The organism is Sphingopyxis sp. NJF-3 (assembly GCF_053514865.1).
The window spans coordinates 2,656,116-2,674,072 of record NZ_CM130726.1; the positions used below are offsets into that span (position 1 = coordinate 2,656,116).

20 protein-coding genes are annotated in these 17,957 nt (G+C 68.7%); 8 read left to right on the forward strand and 12 right to left on the reverse strand.

Annotated elements, in window-relative coordinates:
- Both grxC and ACOTSS_RS12825 read right to left on the reverse strand, forming a co-directional pair.
- Positions 1–261, reverse strand: a complete 261-nt coding sequence (grxC, locus tag ACOTSS_RS12820) for a glutaredoxin 3 (protein ID WP_448688521.1) — start codon at positions 259–261, stop codon at positions 1–3.
- Positions 262–265: 4 nt separating this feature from the next.
- On the reverse strand, positions 266–1,093 hold the full coding sequence (locus ACOTSS_RS12825; protein ID WP_448691348.1) for a double zinc ribbon domain-containing protein: 828 nt from the start codon (positions 1,091–1,093) through the stop codon (positions 266–268).
- 75 nt (positions 1,094–1,168) lie between these two features.
- Here ACOTSS_RS12825 and ACOTSS_RS12830 point away from each other — a divergent pair, with 75 nt between their 5' ends.
- A complete protein-coding gene (locus tag ACOTSS_RS12830) occupies positions 1,169–2,020 on the forward strand; it encodes a methyltransferase domain-containing protein (RefSeq protein ID WP_448688522.1) in 852 nt (283 codons plus the stop codon).
- A 1-nt stretch (position 2,021) separates the two neighbouring features.
- On the opposite strand, the gene ACOTSS_RS12835 is transcribed toward ACOTSS_RS12830, so the two are convergent.
- Entirely contained in the window at positions 2,022–2,405 is a 384-nt protein-coding gene (locus tag ACOTSS_RS12835; protein ID WP_448691349.1) for a (deoxy)nucleoside triphosphate pyrophosphohydrolase, read from the reverse strand.
- A 109-nt stretch (positions 2,406–2,514) separates the two neighbouring features.
- Between ACOTSS_RS12835 and ACOTSS_RS12840 the strand changes: the two genes are divergently transcribed.
- Positions 2,515–2,685 carry a Flp family type IVb pilin gene (locus ACOTSS_RS12840; protein WP_448688523.1) on the forward strand — a complete coding sequence of 57 codons (171 nt, stop codon included), beginning with the start codon at positions 2,515–2,517 and terminating at the stop codon, positions 2,683–2,685.
- Positions 2,686–2,812: 127 nt separating this feature from the next.
- Positions 2,813–2,977, forward strand: coding sequence for a Flp family type IVb pilin (locus tag ACOTSS_RS12845; RefSeq protein ID WP_448688524.1), 165 nt, complete (start codon positions 2,813–2,815; stop codon positions 2,975–2,977).
- A gap of 130 nt (positions 2,978–3,107) precedes the next feature.
- Here ACOTSS_RS12845 and ACOTSS_RS12850 read toward each other — a convergent pair whose 3' ends face one another.
- From ACOTSS_RS12850 to ACOTSS_RS12870, 5 genes are all read right to left on the reverse strand, one after another.
- Positions 3,108–4,601, reverse strand: a complete 1,494-nt coding sequence (locus ACOTSS_RS12850) for a M48 family metalloprotease (RefSeq protein ID WP_448691350.1) — start codon at positions 4,599–4,601, stop codon at positions 3,108–3,110.
- 106 nt (positions 4,602–4,707) lie between these two features.
- The gene (locus tag ACOTSS_RS12855) at positions 4,708–5,655 is read right to left on the reverse strand and encodes an acetyl-CoA carboxylase carboxyltransferase subunit alpha (protein ID WP_448688525.1); all 948 of its coding nucleotides are present in this window, start codon (positions 5,653–5,655) and stop codon (positions 4,708–4,710) included.
- Between the two features lie 9 nt (positions 5,656–5,664).
- Positions 5,665–6,594 carry a tyrosine recombinase gene (locus ACOTSS_RS12860; RefSeq protein WP_448688526.1) on the reverse strand — a complete coding sequence of 310 codons (930 nt, stop codon included), beginning with the start codon at positions 6,592–6,594 and terminating at the stop codon, positions 5,665–5,667.
- 13 nt (positions 6,595–6,607) lie between these two features.
- On the reverse strand, positions 6,608–8,425 hold the full coding sequence (locus ACOTSS_RS12865; RefSeq protein ID WP_448688527.1) for a hypothetical protein: 1,818 nt from the start codon (positions 8,423–8,425) through the stop codon (positions 6,608–6,610).
- Positions 8,422–8,556 carry a hypothetical protein gene (locus tag ACOTSS_RS12870; RefSeq protein WP_255247131.1) on the reverse strand — a complete coding sequence of 45 codons (135 nt, stop codon included), beginning with the start codon at positions 8,554–8,556 and terminating at the stop codon, positions 8,422–8,424. Before ACOTSS_RS12870 ends, ACOTSS_RS12865 begins: the two co-directional genes overlap by 4 nt.
- A 130-nt stretch (positions 8,557–8,686) precedes the next feature.
- Here ACOTSS_RS12870 and ACOTSS_RS12875 point away from each other — a divergent pair, with 130 nt between their 5' ends.
- Both ACOTSS_RS12875 and aroB read left to right on the forward strand, forming a co-directional pair.
- Positions 8,687–9,250 carry a shikimate kinase gene (locus ACOTSS_RS12875; protein ID WP_448688528.1) on the forward strand — a complete coding sequence of 188 codons (564 nt, stop codon included), beginning with the start codon at positions 8,687–8,689 and terminating at the stop codon, positions 9,248–9,250.
- Positions 9,238–10,338 (forward strand): 3-dehydroquinate synthase, encoded by a 1,101-nt coding sequence (aroB, locus tag ACOTSS_RS12880; protein ID WP_448688529.1) that lies wholly within the window; start codon positions 9,238–9,240, stop codon positions 10,336–10,338. Before ACOTSS_RS12875 ends, aroB begins: the two co-directional genes overlap by 13 nt.
- Before the next feature lie 8 nt (positions 10,339–10,346).
- Here aroB and ACOTSS_RS12885 read toward each other — a convergent pair whose 3' ends face one another.
- The 4 genes from ACOTSS_RS12885 to radA are packed head-to-tail and all read right to left on the reverse strand — an operon-like array spanning position 10,347 to position 14,596.
- Positions 10,347–12,245: a cation:proton antiporter domain-containing protein gene (locus ACOTSS_RS12885; RefSeq protein WP_448688530.1), complete on the reverse strand. Its 1,899-nt coding sequence runs from the start codon at positions 12,243–12,245 to the stop codon at positions 10,347–10,349.
- Positions 12,242–12,670, reverse strand: a complete 429-nt coding sequence (locus ACOTSS_RS12890; RefSeq protein ID WP_448688531.1) for an iron-sulfur cluster assembly scaffold protein — start codon at positions 12,668–12,670, stop codon at positions 12,242–12,244. The genes ACOTSS_RS12885 and ACOTSS_RS12890 overlap by 4 nt, the downstream gene beginning before the upstream one ends.
- Positions 12,667–13,224 (reverse strand): CvpA family protein, encoded by a 558-nt coding sequence (locus ACOTSS_RS12895; protein ID WP_448688532.1) that lies wholly within the window; start codon positions 13,222–13,224, stop codon positions 12,667–12,669. The genes ACOTSS_RS12890 and ACOTSS_RS12895 overlap by 4 nt, the downstream gene beginning before the upstream one ends.
- Before the next feature lie 10 nt (positions 13,225–13,234).
- Positions 13,235–14,596, reverse strand: a complete 1,362-nt coding sequence (gene radA / locus ACOTSS_RS12900; RefSeq protein WP_448688533.1) for a DNA repair protein RadA — start codon at positions 14,594–14,596, stop codon at positions 13,235–13,237.
- A 216-nt stretch (positions 14,597–14,812) separates the two neighbouring features.
- Here radA and fsa point away from each other — a divergent pair, with 216 nt between their 5' ends.
- The 3 genes from fsa to ACOTSS_RS12915 all read left to right on the forward strand — a co-directional run bounded on the left by fsa (position 14,813) and on the right by ACOTSS_RS12915 (position 17,941).
- Complete coding sequence (fsa, locus tag ACOTSS_RS12905) at positions 14,813–15,463, forward strand: fructose-6-phosphate aldolase (RefSeq protein WP_448688534.1); 651 nt, start codon at positions 14,813–14,815, stop codon at positions 15,461–15,463.
- Positions 15,464–15,639: 176 nt separating this feature from the next.
- The gene (locus ACOTSS_RS12910; protein WP_448688535.1) at positions 15,640–16,434 is read left to right on the forward strand and encodes a crotonase/enoyl-CoA hydratase family protein; all 795 of its coding nucleotides are present in this window, start codon (positions 15,640–15,642) and stop codon (positions 16,432–16,434) included.
- A 1-nt stretch (position 16,435) separates the two neighbouring features.
- Positions 16,436–17,941, forward strand: coding sequence for an acetyl-CoA acetyltransferase (locus ACOTSS_RS12915; RefSeq protein ID WP_448688536.1), 1,506 nt, complete (start codon positions 16,436–16,438; stop codon positions 17,939–17,941).
- Positions 17,942–17,957 lie beyond the last annotated feature (16 nt).

Here is a 17,957-nt window from a genome sequence, read left to right on the forward strand (position 1 = left end):
TCAACCGAGCCCGAGCAACGGATCGAGCCCGCCGCGCGCGTCGAGCGCCGCGAGGTCGTCGCTGCCGCCGATATGCCGATCGTCGATGAAAATCTGCGGAACGGTGCGACGACCGTTCGCGCGCTCGACCATCGCGTCGAAGCCCGCGCGGTCCATCGTCACGTCGATCTCGCGATACTCCGCCCCCTTGCGGTCGAGCAGCGCCTTCGCGCGCGTGCAATAGGGGCAGAGGAATTTCGTATAGACTTCGATCGTCGACATGCGGCTATCCTGTCATCCTTTCGTTCTGCATATCGGAATCCAGCGCGGCAAAGTCAAATAGGTTGCCGGTTGCCGCGCCCGGAACCACCCGCGCCCAGCAGAGCGCCGAGACCCGCGCGGCGCCGCTGCGCCGCAGAACCCGCGCCGCGGCACGCAGCGTCGCGCCGCTCGCGTGGACGTCGTCGATCAGGATCAGGTGACGACCCTGCGCCCTTTCCTTCGCGCCGGGCGCGAGCGCGAAGGCGCCCGCGACGATGCGCGCCCGCTCGCGTTTTCCCTTGCCGCGCATCGGCGGCGTGGCCTTCACGCGGAGCAGCAGGTCATGATCGTGCGGCACCCCGCTCAGCCGCGTCAGCGCATCCGCGACCAGCGCGGCCTGGTTGAAGCCGCGCGACCAGAGCCGCCAGCGATGGAGCGGCACCGGGACGAGCAGCGCTTCATCCTCGCCCATCAGCGCGCGGAGCGGCGGCAACATCAGTCCCGCCATCAGTCGCGCGTGACCGACGCGGCGCCCATATTTCAACCGCAGCGCGACGGTACGTGCCGCGGGGCCATAGGCGACCGCGGCGGGCGCGCCGTCGAAGGGCGGCGGATCGGCGAGGCAGGCGCCGCATGCGAGATCGCCGCCGGGCACCGCGGACGGCAGCGGAATCGAGCAGCGCGCGCAGGCCGGCCCGCCCAGAAAATCGAGCGATGACCAGCAATCGAGGCAGAATTGCCGGTCGGCGCCGACGATCGTTCCGCATGCGGGGCAGCGCGGCGGCAGCGCATAATCGACGATCGCCCGGCCTGCCTGTCGCAGACCGCGTCGCAGCCGCGCGCCGGGCGGCATCCGACTGCCCGCTTCCTCCCCTTCGGTCGCCATGCCGGACTTGTGAAGCAAGGCGCGAGGCGGCACAAGCGCCCGATGCCGGAAACCCCCGCCCCCCTCTTCTCCTCCGCGCGCCACCGCGCCCAGCGCGACCGGCTCGCCCGCCTGCCCGCCGAGGCCAATTTCCTCGCGCCGATCATCGCCGAGACATTGCTCGACCGGCTGTCGATGGTGACGCGCGATTTTCCGCGCACCCTGCTGATCGGCGCGCACGATGCCGCGCTCGCCGATCATCTGCGCGCCGCCGGCACCCGATTGACCATATTCGAAGCAGGACCGCGCCTCGCGGCGGACAGCGGTGCGATCTGGGGCGAGGCCGATACGATCGACTTTCCCTTCGCCAGCTTCGACCTGATCGTCTGGCCGGGCGGGCTCGACAGCGTCAACGATGTACCTGGCGCGCTCGTCCGGCTACGGGCGCTGCTCGCGCCCGACGGGCTGCTGCTCGGCGCCTTCGTCGGCGACGGCAGCCTCCAGCGCCAGCGCCGCGCGGTGATGGCCGAGGGCGTGCGCCCGATCGCGCGGCTGCATCCGCAGATCGACCTCGCGGCGATGGGCAATCTGCTCCAGCGCACCGGCTTCACTATGCCGGTGGTCGATGTCGAGGCGCTGACGGTGCGCTATGGGGATTGGTTCGCGCTGGTGCGCGACCTGCGCGCCGCCGGATTGACGAGCCGCCTTACCCCAGCGCCGCCGCCGCTGACGCGCGAGGAGGCGGCGCGGATCGCCGCCGCGTTCGCGGCGCAGGCCGATCCCGACGGACGCGTCGCCGAGCAGTTTCGCCTGATCCATTTCAGCGGCTGGGCACCGCACCCCGACCAGCCGCGCCCCGCCCGGCGCGGCAGCGGCACCGCATCGCTCCGTGAGGCGCTCAAACCGCGCGGATAAGCTAAAGCAACGCCTCCAGCAGCCCGATCAGCGGCTTGTCGGCGGGGGGCATCGCGAGTCCGTGGAGCTCGACCGGCCGCACCCAGCGCAACGCGCTCGCGTGGATGGCTTGCGGCGTGCCCCGCCATTTGCGGCAGACGTAAAGCAGCAGCAGCAGGTGCCGATCGCCCAGCGCGTCGCTCGCGAAGCAGGCGGGAGCGAGGCAGGCTGTCTCCACGTCGATCGCCAATTCTTCGCCGAGTTCGCGCACCAGCGCCGCTTCGGGCGTTTCGCCGGGTTCGAGCTTGCCGCCGGGAAATTCCCACAATCCGGCCATGGATTTGCCCTCGGGCCGCTGCTGGACGAGCAGCCGGCCGTCACCGTCAACCAGCGCCACGGCGACCACAATGAGACAGTTTTCTGCGGGTTTCGAGAGGGGCAGCGCGGCCAAATTGTTAACCTTCCTGTGCGACGATCGGCACCTCGGGAACTATAACTTCAACAGGGGCGGAGCAATGGAGATCATGGCAGGGCTGATGCGGTCGACCAGGGCCGCGACAGCCGTCGAATATGGGCTGATCCTGGCCCTGATCTTTCTGGCGGCCAGCGTGGCGATCACGGCCGTCGGAACCAAGACCAGCGGCATGTGGAACAATGTCGCGACGACGACGGGCGCTGTCCTTTAACGGGACTCCGAATCCCCCGAAAACCGGGGCGCGGCATTAAGAAATTCAAAACCAATTCCCCGTAGAACGCCGATGTTGACCACGACCAGACCGTCAACAGGGTAAGTGACTTATCAGGAGACCAGACATGAAGTTCATCAAGAAATTCGTTCGCGACACCAAGGCCGCGACCGCCATCGAATATGGCCTGATCGCCGCTCTGATCGCCGTCGCCGGCATCACCGCGATGACCTCGGTTGGCCAGGGCGTCAGCAAGACGTTCAACAACGTCTCGGACAACCTCAAAAAGTAAGAGACTTTTCTCCCGGTTTTCCGGAAGACAAGGCACAAGGAAAGGGGCGGTGGCATCCACCGCCCCTTTTCTATTGGCAATTATGTATCTGCAAACCCGCTTGCGCCGGCTTTCGATTGCCTGCGGCGCATCAACGGTTCGCGTAGACGACCAGCTTGACCTTCTGGCCCGGCATCAGGCGGCTGTTCGCGGCCAGACGATTGAGCACCTGGAACCGCTCGGCTTGATAGCTGCTATAGGCCATGCGCTGCGCGAGGCTGGCGACCGTGTCGCCGCTCTTCACCGTCACCACGTCCACCCGGCGCGGCCGGATCGCCGCCGCCTCGCTCGCGCTCAGCCGGCGCAGACTGGTGAACATCGGGTTGAAGGTCCCCGCGCCGCCTGCCTTGGTCAACGCGACGAAATGGAAGGCGCTGTTCCGCGCGAATTCATAGGCGAACACGGTGACGTCGACCTGCCCCGACTGGCTGTTCGCGCGCGCCGTCGAATAATAAGCCGGAATGCCGTTCACCGTCGTGCGCTGGATATTGCCCGGCGTCAGATTGGCGTCGCCGCCCACCGCCTTGAAGACCGCCGCGATATAGGCATTCATGTCGCCATTATAGGGGCCGGTCGAAAATTGCGCCTGTCCGCCATTGCCGCTGACGCTGACCGCGCTCGTCCCGTTCTGCATCCCGTAGCCGTTCGGCACGGTGAAGGCGAGGCGGAGGTCGGGATGGAGGAACTGGCGTCCCTCGACCACCCCCTGCGCCGGGTCGTCGCCATAGAGGACGCCGTCGACCGAGGCCATGAAGGCGTCGGCGTTGCGCACCCCGCCAGTGCCGGCGCGGCTGGCGAGCGTCTGGGCGTTGCGCACGCGCGAAGCAGGATCGGGGTGGGTGCTCGCCCATTCGGGGATCGCGCGGGCGTCGCCCCCGGCCAGCCGAGCTTCGAGATTGGTCTGATTGGCGAGGCTTGCGAGGACGGTCGACAGCGCCATCGGATCATAGCCCGCGCTCTTCAGATACTGGACGCCGAGCTGGTCGGCCTGAAGTTCCTGACTGCGCGAAAAGCCCAGCGTCGCGAGCTGGGCGACCTGCATCGCGTTGTTCTGCAGCAGGCCGCCGAGCGATCCGAGCAGACCGCCATTATCGCCGATCGCGCCGCCGAGCACGGCCCCCAGCACCCCGAGAATCGTGTTGCGCGTCGCCGCCGACTGGCGCTTCTTGCTGTGCTGCGCGGCGACGTGCCCGACCTCGTGTCCGAGCACGCCGGCGAGTTCGGCCTCGTCGTTCATCAGCGCCATCAACTGGCGGGTGACATAGATGTAGCCGCCGGGGATCGCGAAGGCGTTGTTCACCGGCGAATTGAGCAGCGTGACGGTGAAATCGCCGCGCGCGTTCGACATCCCCGACTGGACGGCGATATTCTGTCCGACGCGGGTGACATAAGCGGCCTGCGGTCCCGCATAGGCGCCGCCGAATTCCTGCAAGAGCTGCGGATGCGCCTCGGCGCCCTGCTGGCGTTCCGACGCGGTGATGCTGCTCGCGGTCTTGATCGTCTTGGTCTTGGCGTCGGCGGGGCCGCTCACGCCGCCACCCGCCATCGCACATCCCGCCAGCACCATCGCCAGCGCCATAGTCATCGTCATGCGGGCCATCGGCGCGCCTCCCTTTTTCTACTCCCTCCCCTTCCCTTCAGGGGAGGAGTCATATCTGGAAAACGCCATCGCATAAGATTGGGTTCCCGCCCTAAGCCCGCCCCATCGCAAGGAATTTCTCTTCACGCGCCGACAAGAGCGCATCACGCGGCAGGCCCGAAAGCGCATCGAGTTCGGCCGCAATCGCGTCGCCGAGCGCCTTGATCGCCACGTCGGGCGCGCGGTGGGCGCCGCCGACCGGTTCGGGAACGATGCGGTCGATCACGCCGAGCGCGAGCAGATCCTCCGCCGACATCTTCATCGCCGCCGCGGCTTCGGGCGCCTTGTCCGAGGTGCGCCAGAGGATCGACGCGCAGCCTTCGGGCGAGATCACCGAATAGACGGCATGTTCGAACATCAGCACCCGGTTTGCGGCGGCAAGCGCGATCGCGCCGCCCGATCCGCCCTCGCCGACCACCGCGGCGACCATCGGCACACCGAGCGCGAGACACTGCTCGGTCGAGCGTGCGATCGCTTCGGCCTGTCCGCGCTCCTCGGCCTGGATGCCGGGAAAGGCGCCCGAGGTGTCGACCAGCGTCACCACCGGCAGCCCGAAGCGGTCGGCGAGCTGCATCAGGCGGATCGCCTTCCGGTAGCCCTCGGGCTTTGCCATGCCGAAATTATGCTTCATGCGCGACGGGATATCGTCGCCCTTTTCGTGCCCGATCACCATGACCCGGCGGCCGCGGAAGCGCGCGAGCCCGCCGAGGATCGCCTGGTCGTCGCCGAAATTGCGGTCGCCGGCGAGCGGCATCCAATCGTCGAACAGCCCCGCGACATAATGTTTGAAATGCGGCCGGTCGGGGTGGCGCGCGACCTGCGTCTTTTGCCACGGCGTCAGCTTCGCATAGATTTCACGCAGCATTTTCGAGGATTTTGCCTCGAGCCGCGCGATATCATTGTCGATGTTGAGCGTGGGGTCGTCCCCCATGTCACGCAGTTCGGCGATCTGCCGATCGAGCGCGGCGACCTGTTTTTCGAAATCCAGAAAGGCTGTCATGCCGAATCGCTAGGCGGATGGCGCTTCGACGTCAACGCTCGCCGCATCGACATCCATCCGTGCGAGCGGGTGGCGGCGGTTGACCAGCTCGACGAGGCGGCGGCTGTCGACATGGGTGTAGATTTCGGTCGTCGCGATGTCGGCATGACCGAGCATCAGTTGCAACGCGCGCAGGTCGGCACCGCCCTCCAGCAGATGGGTGGCAAAAGCGTGGCGCAGCACATGCGGGCTGACCGATTGCGGGTTGACCCCCGCGCGGCCCGCGAGGTCGCGCAGCATCTGGAACAGACGCACCCGCGACACATGCCCCTTGCCCGACGGAAACAGCCAAGCCGACCCCTCGGCGAGCAGCGGCAGCCAGCGGTCGAGCGCGACGCGAGCGCGTTGCGACAGCGGCACCAGCCTTTCCTTGTCGCCCTTGCCGCGTACGATCAGAAACGCCCGCTCGCCCGCGATCGCGCGGCGCGGCAGCGACACGAGTTCACTCGCGCGCAGCCCCGAACCGTAGAGCAGTTCGAGCAGCAGCAGCAGGCGGATCGCGGCCGCGGGGGGCGCCTCGCCTTCGGCTTCCTCCCCCGCCTGCGCGAACAGCCTTTCGACGTCATCATGGGTCAGGATGCGCGGCAGCGGCCGCCGCGTCGCCGGGCGCGCGATGTCAAGCGCGGGATTGTCACCCCGCTCGCCCTCGTCCTGAAGGAAGGCGAAATATTGGCGGAGCGCCGACAGTTTGCGCGCCGCGCTGCTCGCCGCCAGCGAAGCGTAACCGGCCATGATCTTCCGCAGCACCGCCGGGGTTGCCGCGGCGAGGCGCCCGCCCGCGAGCGCCGACGCCTGGTCGAGATCGCGGCGATAGGCGACGAGCGTGTTGCGCGCGGCACCGCGCTCGGCCGCCATCATCTCCAGAAACCGCTCGATCGTCGCGCTGTCGGTCGCGTCCATCGGTCGCGCGGGATCAGACCCGCACCAGCGCTTCGGCGGCGATCATCCGCGCCTCGGCCTCGAGCCCGACATCGCGCAGCGCGCGCACGATATGGTAAAGGTGATAGGGCGGCATCTTCGCCCATTCGCCCTGCATACCGGTCGCGGCGAGCAGCGCGACCATGCCCGGCTCGCGGCGCTCGGCGGCGAGGTCGATCGCGCGTGTCCAGCGGGTCTGGCGCCCGAGGTCGGTACCCATATCCTGCGCCGCCGATGCGGCGTCTCCCACATCGATGCGCCCGAGTCCCGCAAGGCCGGCGAGCAGCAATTTCGACCGAAGCTGGTCGGGGCTGTCGTCACTGTCCGCGAACCGGCCGACGCGGCCGGCGCTGGTCCCATTGAGCGGACGCGGCGACCCGACGGCGAGTACGCCCCAGGCGCGCGTCCCGACATTGACCTCTGGCACCCACGCCATCGCGTTGCGATCATAACCGCCCGCGAACATCGAACCGATAAGCTGCCACGGATCGTCGCCGACCTCGGTGCCGGTCGGCAGCGCCGCCGCGGCGCGCGCGGTCGCGATCAGCGCCGCATAGCGCTGCGCGGCGCTTCCCGCCCCGTTCCACAAACTCCCCATCGCCGTGTAGCGATCGACGGCATTCGCCGCCCGAAAGGCGCTGCGCAACGCCTCGGTCTGCGCTGCGAGCGCAGCGGGCGGCTCGGCCTCGCTCGCAGCGGCGCTGAGCAGCGATACATAGGCATCGCCCGACAGCACGCCGCGCGCCGCAGCCTCGGGTGCCGCCGCGACGCGATCGGCCATGTCGGTCATCGGCGCGAGCACCGTCCAGCCGCGCATATAGGCGGGCTCGGACGCGCGAAGCTCGGCAGGAACCGGAATCGCCGTCGCGGTCGCCATGCCGAAGCGCCAGTTCGTCAGCCGGTCGATATTGTCCCATTCGATCGTCGTCGAACGGCGGCCGGCGCCGGTCGCGCCGAGCACGCGCTCGGCAAGCAATATGTCGAAATTGGCGATCTTTCCGCTCGACCGCACGCGGCCGATCGCCCAGCCCGCGGGACCGGCCTCACCCGACAGGCCGGCGCAGATCGCCGCTGACAGCCGCCACGTCTGTTCGTCGCCATGCGCCAGCCCCGCGGGGACATAGGGGCACAGGCCTGCCGGATCGGCGGTGGCGAGATAGGCCTGCTGCGCGACCGCGACGAGGCGCTGGCTCGCGCGATCATAGTCGACCGACTGGACGATCCGGCGCGCCGCGATCGATTCGCCCATGCGCAGGAGGAGCGCCGCGCGGTCGGCGGCGAGATCGGCGCCGTTGATCGTCGCCGGCGTGTCGATCGCCGACACCAGCGCGCGGCGCAGCAATATCTGCCCCCAGCGCGAGGCAAGCCGACCGCTCGTGTTGCGCATGATCGCGGCGGCATATTGGCCGCGCGCCCCGAAGGCGTCAGGCGCGAGGCCGCCGGTTTCGGGCGTCAGCGGACCGATGCGCGTCAGCAGGCGCCGCGCTCCGGGCGGCAGGTCGTATTTGAGCTGGCCCGAGGCGCCCTCTTCCGTTTCGCCCTCTTCGGAATCGGCGTCGGCGACATCGGTGCCCGGCAGCGTCGCGGCGACGGGCGGCGCGATCGGCGACGCGCCTTTCGGTGCCGCGGGGGTGCCGGCCTTCGGCGCCGGAGTCGGCGAAGGGGTGGGAGTCGGCGCCGGGGCGGGCGACGGCGCGGGCGTGCCGAAACCCTCGGGCAGCAGCGACTCCTGCGCGACGACCGGAAGGACCAGCGCCGCGGCGAGAGCGCTCCCCGACAGGCCGAGCGTCAGCGCGAACAGCCTGTTCCTCATCGGGTCATGCTTTCGGTCGGCGCTGCCGCGGCAATCGTGTCGGTCACATCCACCTCAATCATCTTCGGCTCGATCGGCCGGCCCAGGAACAGCAGCAATAGCCAGAAGGCGACGAGCAGCAAGGCCAGCACGATCAGTCGCCCGATCCACCGGCCTTTCCCCGATCTGTCCTTTGAGCGCAATATCCCTACGACCCTCGGTTATTCAATCGCGCCGAAAACCATTGTTCCGCGCAGGTCCTTCGGTATAGCCGCGCGCACCATGACGCGAAACCCGAAAAGCCCCGGCCCCGCCATCGCGCCGTCGATCCGCGAACGGTCGATCGTGCTCGTCGGGCTGATGGGATCGGGCAAGTCGACGGTCGGCCGGCGTCTCGCGCAGCGGCTGGGCATGCCGTTCGCCGACGCCGACGACGAGATCGAGCGCGCCGCGGGCATGACGATCTCCGACATTTTCGCGCGCTTCGGCGAGGCGCATTTCCGCGACGGCGAACGGCGCGTGATCGCGCGGCTGCTCACAGGGCGTCCGCATGTCCTCGCGACCGGCGGCGGCGCCTTCATCAATGACGAGACGCGCGCGCTGATCCTGAAGGACAGCCTCTGCGTGTGGCTCGACGCCGACATCCCGACCCTCGTCGAGCGCGTCGGGCGCCGCAGCCACCGCCCGCTGCTCAAGGATCGCGACCCCGGCGAGGTGCTGCGCGAACTCGCCGCGGTGCGCAATCCGATCTATGCCGAGGCGCATCTGCGCGTCAGCTCGGCGAGCAACCCGCACGAACAGACGGTGCGCGCGATATTGGAGGCACTCGCCACATGCAGCAACTGACCGTCGACCTCGGCAAGCGCAGCTACCCGATCCTGATCGGCGACGGACTGCTGGACGACATCGGCCGCCACGTCGCACCGCTCCTGGGGCGCCCGCGCACGATGATCGTCACCGATGCGCATGTCGCGGACCCCTATCTCGCGCGCGTCGGCAAGGCGCTCGGCGCCGAGGGCATTTCCTTTTCCTCCTTCGTGCTCCCCGCAGGCGAAGCCACCAAGAGCTGGGAGGGCCTCGCGCGCCTCACCGAATGGCTGATCGGCGAAGGCGTCGAGCGCAGCGATCATGTCATCGCGCTGGGCGGCGGAGTGATCGGCGATCTGGTCGGTTTTGCTTGCAGCGTCGTCAAGCGCGGTTGTTCCTTCATCCAGGTCCCCACCACCCTGCTCGCGCAGGTCGACAGCAGCGTCGGCGGCAAGACCGCGATCAATGTCGCGGCGGGCAAGAATCTGATCGGCGCCTTCCACCAGCCCGCGCTGGTCGTCATCGACCCGACGACCCTCGCCACCCTGCCGGCGCGCGAACTCGGCGCCGGCTATGCCGAGGTGGTCAAATATGGGCTGATCGACGACGCGGGTTTCTTCGCCTGGTGCGAGGCGCATGGCGCCGCGCTGCTCGCGGGCGACGGCGCGGCGCAGCACAAGGCGATCGCCCACAGCGTCGCGGCGAAGGCGCGCATCGTCGCCGCCGACGAGCGCGAGACGCAGGACGTACGCGCGCTGCTCAACCTCGGCCACAGCTTCGGGCACGCGCTCGAAGCCGAAACCGGCTATTCGGATCGCCTGCTCCACGGCGAGGCGGTCGCCGCGGGCATGGTGCTCGCGCATCAATTCTCGGCCGCGAAGGGCCTGTGCCCGGCGGAGGATGCGGCGCGGGTGCGCGATCATCTCGCGAGCCTGGGCCTGCCGCACAGCCTCGCGAGCGCGGGGATCAACAGCGGCGGCGCCGCGCTCGCCGCGCATATGGCGCACGACAAGAAGGTGCGCGGCGGCAAGCTGCCGCTGATCCTGACCCGCGGCATCGGGCAGAGCTTCGTCACCGACGAGTTCGGCCTAGATACGGTGGCCGAGTTTCTGGACGGTCAGGTCTAAGTCCGGGCCTACGCCGCTTCGGGGTCGGCCGCCTGCTCGGCTTCCTCGTCGCGCGCCGCTTTCGCCGCCTGCCGCCGCTGGCGCAGCGTTTCGAGCACGCTCGCCGCCTCGCGCCCACCGCCGGGTGTGAAGCGATGCTCCTTGCCCGCCGACAGATCGCCCTCGTCCATCTGCGCCGCGAGCCGCGTCGCGTCGAGCTGGCGGAGCGCGGCCTCGACATCCTCCATCTGGCGCGGGTCGATATCGAGCTGTTCGAGCGCCATCAGCCCGAGCGCGATCGAGCTTTCGAACACCTCGCGTACCGCGCCGCTCGTCCCCGCACCGTCGATCGCCATCAACTGGCGCCGATCGAACACGCGCATCAGCACCTTCGCCTGCGGGAACGCCTCGATCACCGGCCGCAGCGTCTCCGCATCGACCGACGGGTCATCGATGCAATAGATGATCAGCCGCGCCTCGTCGGCACCCGAACGGCGCAGCAGATCGAGCCGCAGCCCGTCGCCGAAATAGACCTTGGTGTCATATTGTCCCGACAGCTCGATCTGGCTGGGCTTCTTGTCGATCAGCGTCACCGAACAGTCGACCGCGTTCAGCATCTGCGCCACAATCTGCCCGAAGCGGCCATAGCCGATCACCAGCGCCGACCCGCGCGGCGCGTCCTCGGGCCCGTCGAGGTCCGCCCCGTCGCGGTCGGGCGCGAATTCGAGGTTGCGCGCGAACAGCATCAGGAAGGGCGTCGACATCATCGACAGCGTGACCACGGCGCTGAACAGGCTCGCCGCCTCGGGCGCGATCAGCAGCGCGTCGGCCGCCTGGGTGAAGAGTAGGAAGCCGAATTCGCCACCCTGGCTGAGCAGCAGCGCAAGGCCGAGCGCGGTCTTCCACGACTTGCCGAACAGGCGGACGATGACGGTCAGCACCACGATCTTGACCGCGACCAGCCCCGCCGCGAGCGCGACGACGCGCAGCGGATCGGCGAGCACGACGCCCACGTCGAGCACCATCCCGACAGCGAGGAAGAAGAGGCCGAGCAGGATGAGGCGGAAAGGCTCGACATCGGCCTCGATCTCGTGCCGGTAGGGCGAATCGGCGAGCATCACGCCCGCGATGAAGGCGCCGAGCGCGGTCGACAGGTGCAGGCTGTGCATCAGCGCCGCGCTCGCGAGCACGACGAGCAGCCCGACGACGACGAACAGCTCGCGCTCGCCATAACGGCCGACGAGCTTCAGGAACGGGTTCACGACAAAGCGCCCGGCAAGCACCAGCCCGACGATCGCCGCGACGGTATAGAGCGCGAGCACCCCGCCCGGCGGCGCCGACGGATCGGCGGGCGCGCGCGACAGCGCGGCGACGATCGTGATCATCGGGACGATGGCGAGGTCCTGGAACAGCAGAATCGAAAAGGCCTTTTCGCCGAAGGGCGAGTTGATGCGGCCCGAACTTTTGAGGCTGGGCAGCACCTGCGCGGTCGACGAGAGCGCGAGCGGCAGACCGAGGACGAGCGCCGCCTGCCAGCTGAATCCCTGCGTCACGAGGATGAGTCCGGTCAGCACGAGACCGGTCACCACGACCTGCGCGAGCCCGAGCCCGAAGATCGCCTTGCGGAGCTGCCACAGCCGCCGCGGATGCAGTTCGAGCCCGACGAGGAAAAGCAGGAAGGCGATGCCGAGCTCGGCGATCGCGAGCTTCGATTCGCCGCCGCCGACCAACCCCAGCCCGTGCGGCCCGACGAGCGCCCCCGCGATCAGATAGCCGAGCACCGCGCCGAGGCCGAGGCGGCGGAAGATCATCACGAACAGGGTCGCGACCCCGAGCAGGATCGCGCCTTCGAAGAGCAAGGTGTCGGTCGGCGTTTCGGCGACCTTCTCGGTCACCGCTGGCCCCGCCGCGAGAATCGTCAGCATCATGCTCCGACGTCCGCGCCCTCGAACGCCGCGACCGCGGCGTCGAAGGGCAGCAGGATGGCGCCGTGCCGCGCCGGATAGTCGCGCGCCGGCGCGAGCAGATCGAAGCCGGGCCAGTCGGGCGCCTCGCCCTCGCCCCCGAACCACCAGGCGATCGCGTCGCGCGCGGCGCGGATCTCGGCGACGCTGCGTCCCGGTGCATGGCGCGCGAGCAGCGCGGCCGAGGCCTGCCCAAGCGCGCACGCCTCGACGTGCAGGCCGACCGCGGTCACCAGCCCTGCCGCATCGGCATCGACGTCGACGATGATCCGGCTGCCGCACAATGGCGCGCGCAGCGACGCGCGGCGGCGCGCCTCGGCGGGCAGCGGATAGTCCGCCGTCGCCACCGCGAGCGCCAAAATGTCGCGATTATAGAGCGGGGCGCTCATCGTGCGCCGTCCGCCGCATCCTGTTTCGCGGCGGCCGTCTGCGCCTCGCGCGCCTCGGCGCGGCGATCGGCGATGACCTTGCTCAGCGCCGCGCTGGTCGCGCTCAGCGCGGGATAGGTGCGGCTGTCGCTCATCCAGGCCGGGCGCTGCGCATTGCCATAGCCGATATCGTAGAGCAGCGTCACGCCCATGAACAGCACGGTCGCGAGCGCCAGCCCCTTGACCGCCCCGAAGCCCGCGCCGAGCCCGCGGTCGAAGCCGCCGACGAGCGACGCGCGGCTGCGCTGTCCCATCGCGCGCGAACCCCATTTGGCGATCGCGAACACGCCCCCGAACAGCAGCACGAACGCCAGCATCGCCGCCCCGCCCGGCGTGCCGACATAATCGGCGAGCAGCCCGGTCAGCGTCGCATGAAAGAAGCGCACCGCGAGGATCGCGAGGATCCAGGCGAGCAGCGAGGTCACTTCCTGCACCAGCCCACGCACGAAGCCGAGAACGGCGCCGCCGAGAACGAGGACGAGCACGACGATATCGAGAGCGGTCAGACTTCCCATGCGCCGGTGGCTAGTCGCGCCCGAGCATCAGGTCAACGAGTTCGCCGAGGCGCGTGAAGCCGGTCACCGAAATGCCGCCGATGCCCTTCAGGCCCTTGGGTCCCCAGCCGCGCGAAAAACCGAGCTTCGCCGCTTCGCGCAGCCGCAGCGCGTCGTGCGCGACGGGGCGCACCTCGCCCGACAGCGAAAGCTCGCCGAAGACGATCGCATCGGCGGGCACCGGCCGCTCGCTGAACGCCGAGATCAGCGCCGCCGCGACCGCGAGGTCGGCCGCGGGGTCGGTGAGGCGATAGCCGCCCGCGATGTTGAGATAGACCTCCGCAGCCCCCATCTGCAGCCCGCAGCGCGCTTCCAGTACCGCGAGCACCATCGCGAGCCGCCCGCTGTCCCAGCCGACCACGGCGCGGCGCGGCGTTGCGCCGCTCGCCAGCCGCACGGTGAGCGCCTGCACCTCGACGAGCACCGGGCGCGTGCCTTCCAATGCGGGGAAGACCACCGATCCCGGCACGTCGCGGCTGCGATCGGTCAGGAACAGGCTCGACGGGTTGGCGACTTCGCCCAGCCCCTCCTCGCCCATCGCGAACACCCCGATCTCGTCGGTGCCGCCGAAGCGGTTCTTGACCGCGCGCAGGATGCGATAAAGATGGCTGCGCTCGCCCTCGAACGCCAGCACCGTGTCGACCATATGTTCGAGCACGCGCGGTCCCGCGATCGTCCCGTCCTTCGTCACATGGCCGACGAGCACGATCGCCGCGCCGCTGTCCTTGGCGTAGCGGATCAGCTCCTGCGCGCTCGCGCGGACCTGACTGACGGTGCCCGGCGCGCTGTCGATCAGGTCGCTGTGCATCGTCTGGATCGAATCGATGACGACGAAATCGGCGCTACGGCCGTCGAGCGTCGCGAGGATATCGCGCACCGAGGTCGCGCTCGCGAGCGCCACGGGCGCGTCGCCGAGCCCCAGCCGCTGCGCGCGCAGCCGCACCTGCGCGGCCGCTTCCTCGCCGCTGATATAGACGACCGACTTGCCCGCCTTGGCGAGCCGCCCTGCCGCCTGCAACAACAGCGTCGACTTGCCGATCCCCGGATCGCCGCCGATCAGCGTCGCCGACCCCGCGACGAAACCGCCGCCGAGCGCGCGATCGAACTCGGCGATCCCGCAGAACATCCGCTCGGGCATGGCGCTATGCGCGTCCAATGTTTCGAGCGCGAGCGCGCGGCCGCCCTTCGTCAGGTCGTGCTTCGCCGAAAAGACGGTCTCGGCCGCCTCCTCGACCAGCGTGTTCCACTCGCCGCAATCGGCGCATTGCCCCTGCCAGCGGTACGAAACCGCGCCGCAATTCTGGCAGACATATTGGCGTTTCGCTTTGGCCATGTTCGCCGCTTAACCGGAACAAAAAACGAACGCCACCCCTTTCCCACTCCCGTCACCCCCGGCTTGATCCGGGGTCCCGCTCAGCGACGGCGAAAAGCGGGACCCCGGAACCAAGTCCGGGGTGACTAGGAAGGGTAGCGATGGTTCAATTTACGCACGTCTTGCTCTAGGGCGGTCGCAATCCCGAATCACCCATCCAGCAGGAACCCCCGCGCCATGAAATTCTTCGCCGACACCGCCGAAATCGCCGACATCCAGGAACTCGCCGCGACGGGCCTGCTCGACGGCGTCACAACCAACCCGTCGCTGATCGCCAAGTCGGGCCGCGACTTCAAGGAAGTGACGAAGGAAATCTGCGCCATCGTCGACGGCCCCGTCTCGGCCGAGGTCGTCGCGCTCGACCATGCGACGATGATGAAGGAGGCCGAGATCCTCCGCAAGATCGCCGACAATGTCTGCATCAAGGTGCCGCTGACGATCGACGGGCTCAAGACCTGCAAGGCGCTGACCGGCGACGGCACGATGGTCAATGTCACCCTCTGCTTCTCGGCGACGCAGGCCCTGCTCGCGGCGAAGGCGGGTGCGACGTTCGTGTCGCCCTTCGTCGGCCGCCACGACGACAATGGCTTCGACGGCATGCAGCTGATCGCCGACATCCGGCTGATCTACGACAATTATGCCTACGACACCGAAATCCTCGTCGCAAGCGTGCGCCACGGCATCCATGTCCTCGAAGCCGCGAAGATCGGCGCCGACGTGATGACCGCGCCGCCATCGGTCATCAAGGGGCTGTTCAAGCATGTCCTGACCGAAAAGGGCATCGAAGGCTTCCTCGCCGACTGGGCGAAGACCGGGCAGTCGATTTAGTCGTCTCGCCTCAATCATTCCGTCACCCCGGCGAAGGCCGGGGTCTCGCCGGAGCGTCCAATAGCAACGGCGAGATTCCGGCCTTCGCCGGAATGACAGCGGTTAGGAAACGAACGGTTAGCAGTTGACGTAAACGTCAACTCACCGCGATACTCGCCCGAAAGGGAGAGATTCGCATGACCGACACCGCCGTCCTCACCGAGCGCCAAGGCCATATCCTGATCGTCACGATCAACCGGCCCGAGGCGCGCAACGCGGTCAACGCCGCGGTCCATGCTGGCATCGGCACCGCGCTGGAGCAGGCGGAGCACGATCCCGAAATCCGCGTGGTCATCGTGACCGGAGCGGGCGACAAGAGCTTCTGCGCCGGCGCCGACCTCGTCGCGCTGTCGCGCGGCGAAAGCCTCGCCCCCGACGATCCGGCGCAGCAGGCGTGGGGCTTTGGCGGTTTTGCCGCGCATCCGATCTCGAAGCCGGTCATCGGCGCGGTGGGCGGCTTCGCCTTCGGCGGCGGCTGCGAACTCGCGCTGATGTGCGATCTGGTCGTTGCCGCCGACCATGCGCAATTCGCGCTGCCCGAGGTCAAGGTCGGGCTGTTCGCCGCGGCGGGCGGCGCCTTCCGCCTCGCGCAGCAACTGCCGCGCAAGCTCGCGATGGAATATATGCTGACCGGCGATCCGATCCCCGCCGCGCGCGCCGCGCAGTTCGGCCTGGTCAACCATGTCGTCCCGCTCGCCGATCTGATGCCGGCCGCGATCGCGCTCGCCGAAAAGATCGCGGCCAACGCCCCGCTGTCGGTGCAGGCGTCGAAGCGCGTCGCGCTCGGCATCGACGAGGGCCGCATCGCCGCCGACGCCCCCTATTGGGAGCATAACACCCGCGAGCGTGCTGTGCTCATGCGCAGCGAGGACGCGCGCGAAGGGCCGCGCGCCTTCGCCGAGAAGCGCAAGCCGGTGTGGAAAGCGCGCTGAGATGAACATGACCGACCCCGAGCGCATTCCCGTCATCATCGGCGTCGGGCAGGTCAACGACCGGCCCGACGATCCCGATCAGGGGCTCGACTCGCTTGGCCTGATGGTCGCGGCGCTGAAGGCCGCGGCGCAGGACGCCGGCGTGCCGCTCGCCGATATCGACAGCCTCGCGATCGTCGACCAGATCAGCTTCCACCATCTCGGCAAGCTGTGCGAACCGCTTGCCGCCGCCATCGGGGCGAATCCGGCGATCAACTATCAGTCCGCCGCGCCGCACGGCGACACGCCGGTCCGCCTGCTCAACGAGGCCGCGAACCGCATCGGGGCGGGCGAGGTCAAATTAGCGGCCATCGTCGGCGGCGAAGCGCTGCGCACCGCCGTGGGCCGCGCTGCCAAGGCGGCGAGCGGCGAGGACAAGAGCTACAATGCGGTGCGCAAGGTCGCGACCCGCCGCGAGCCCGGCTATGCCCAGCGCCACGGCCTGTCGGCGCCGGTCGACGTCTATCCGCTCTATGAAAATGCGACCCGCGCGGCATGGGGCGAAAGCCTCGCCAAGGCGCAGGCCGAAAGCGCCGAAATCTGGTCGCGCTTTTCGGAGGTCGCGGCCGCGAACGACGGCGCGTGGATCCGCAAACCCGCCAGCCCCGCCGATATTCTGGCGGTGAACGAGCGCAACCGCCCGATCGCCTTCCCCTATTCGAAGCTGATGGTCGCCAACAGCTCGGTGAACCAGGGTGCGGGCTTCCTCGTCGCGAGCCTCGCCGAAGCGCGCCGCCGCGGCATCGCCGAGGATCGCCTGATCCATGTCGGCATGGGCGCCGCGGCGAAGGAGCCCGCGAGCATCATCGCGCGCGATCGCTACGACCATAGCGTCAGCATGGAAACGTCGATCACCCGTACGCTCGCGCTGAACGGCATGACGGTCGAGGATTTCGACTGCGTCGAACTCTACAGCTGCTTTCCCTGCGTGCCGAAGATGGCACGGCGCATCCTCGGCTGGCCGTGGGACCGCCCCGCAAGCGTTTTCGGCGGCCTGACCTTCGGCGGCGGCCCGATCGCCAACTATATGAGCCACGCGATCGTCTCGATGGTGGAGAAGCTGCGCCGCGAAGGCCGCTATGGCTTCCTCTTCGCCAACGGCGGCTTCGCGACCGACAATCATTGCATCGTGCTGGGCAGCGAGCCGATCGCGGCGGCGAGCTTCCCGCAGGATTTCGACTATCAGGCCGAAGCCGAAGCGAAGCGCGGACCGGTGCCCGAACTGGTCGAGGATTATGCGGGGCCTGCGACGATCGAAAGCTATACGGTCTTCTACTCCCGCGACGGCGCGCCGAAGGCCGGCGTGGTGGTGGCGCGAACGCCCGATGGCGCGCGGACGCTCGCGCATGTCGATGTGAGCGACGCCGAGATGCTGGCGTTCCTGACCGACGGGAAGGAAGAACCGGTTGGGAGCACCGGCAACGTCGTGGCGCTGGGTGAAGACCGTTTCGGCTGGCGGACAGGCTGAACCCTTCGCTGGGGCC

Excerpts from the sequence above, each read along its gene's own strand:
- grxC (WP_448688521.1), bottom strand. The coding sequence starts at position 261 with ATGTCGACGATCGAAGTCTATACGAAATTCCTCTGCCCCTATTGCACG.
- ACOTSS_RS12825 (WP_448691348.1), bottom strand. The coding sequence starts at position 1,093 with ATGCCGCCCGGCGCGCGGCTGCGACGCGGTCTGCGACAGGCAGGCCGG.
- ACOTSS_RS12830 (WP_448688522.1), top strand. The coding sequence starts at position 1,169 with ATGCCGGAAACCCCCGCCCCCCTCTTCTCCTCCGCGCGCCACCGCGCC.
- ACOTSS_RS12840 (WP_448688523.1), top strand. The coding sequence starts at position 2,515 with ATGGAGATCATGGCAGGGCTGATGCGGTCGACCAGGGCCGCGACAGCC.
- ACOTSS_RS12845 (WP_448688524.1), top strand. The coding sequence starts at position 2,813 with ATGAAGTTCATCAAGAAATTCGTTCGCGACACCAAGGCCGCGACCGCC.
- ACOTSS_RS12850 (WP_448691350.1), bottom strand. The coding sequence starts at position 4,601 with ATGACTATGGCGCTGGCGATGGTGCTGGCGGGATGTGCGATGGCGGGT.
- ACOTSS_RS12855 (WP_448688525.1), bottom strand. The coding sequence starts at position 5,655 with ATGACAGCCTTTCTGGATTTCGAAAAACAGGTCGCCGCGCTCGATCGG.
- ACOTSS_RS12860 (WP_448688526.1), bottom strand. The coding sequence starts at position 6,594 with ATGGACGCGACCGACAGCGCGACGATCGAGCGGTTTCTGGAGATGATG.
- ACOTSS_RS12865 (WP_448688527.1), bottom strand. The coding sequence starts at position 8,425 with ATGAGGAACAGGCTGTTCGCGCTGACGCTCGGCCTGTCGGGGAGCGCT.
- ACOTSS_RS12875 (WP_448688528.1), top strand. The coding sequence starts at position 8,687 with ATGACGCGAAACCCGAAAAGCCCCGGCCCCGCCATCGCGCCGTCGATC.
- aroB (WP_448688529.1), top strand. The coding sequence starts at position 9,238 with ATGCAGCAACTGACCGTCGACCTCGGCAAGCGCAGCTACCCGATCCTG.
- ACOTSS_RS12885 (WP_448688530.1), bottom strand. The coding sequence starts at position 12,245 with ATGATGCTGACGATTCTCGCGGCGGGGCCAGCGGTGACCGAGAAGGTC.
- ACOTSS_RS12890 (WP_448688531.1), bottom strand. The coding sequence starts at position 12,670 with ATGAGCGCCCCGCTCTATAATCGCGACATTTTGGCGCTCGCGGTGGCG.
- ACOTSS_RS12895 (WP_448688532.1), bottom strand. The coding sequence starts at position 13,224 with ATGGGAAGTCTGACCGCTCTCGATATCGTCGTGCTCGTCCTCGTTCTC.
- radA (WP_448688533.1), bottom strand. The coding sequence starts at position 14,596 with ATGGCCAAAGCGAAACGCCAATATGTCTGCCAGAATTGCGGCGCGGTT.
- fsa (WP_448688534.1), top strand. The coding sequence starts at position 14,813 with ATGAAATTCTTCGCCGACACCGCCGAAATCGCCGACATCCAGGAACTC.
- ACOTSS_RS12910 (WP_448688535.1), top strand. The coding sequence starts at position 15,640 with ATGACCGACACCGCCGTCCTCACCGAGCGCCAAGGCCATATCCTGATC.
- ACOTSS_RS12915 (WP_448688536.1), top strand. The coding sequence starts at position 16,436 with ATGAACATGACCGACCCCGAGCGCATTCCCGTCATCATCGGCGTCGGG.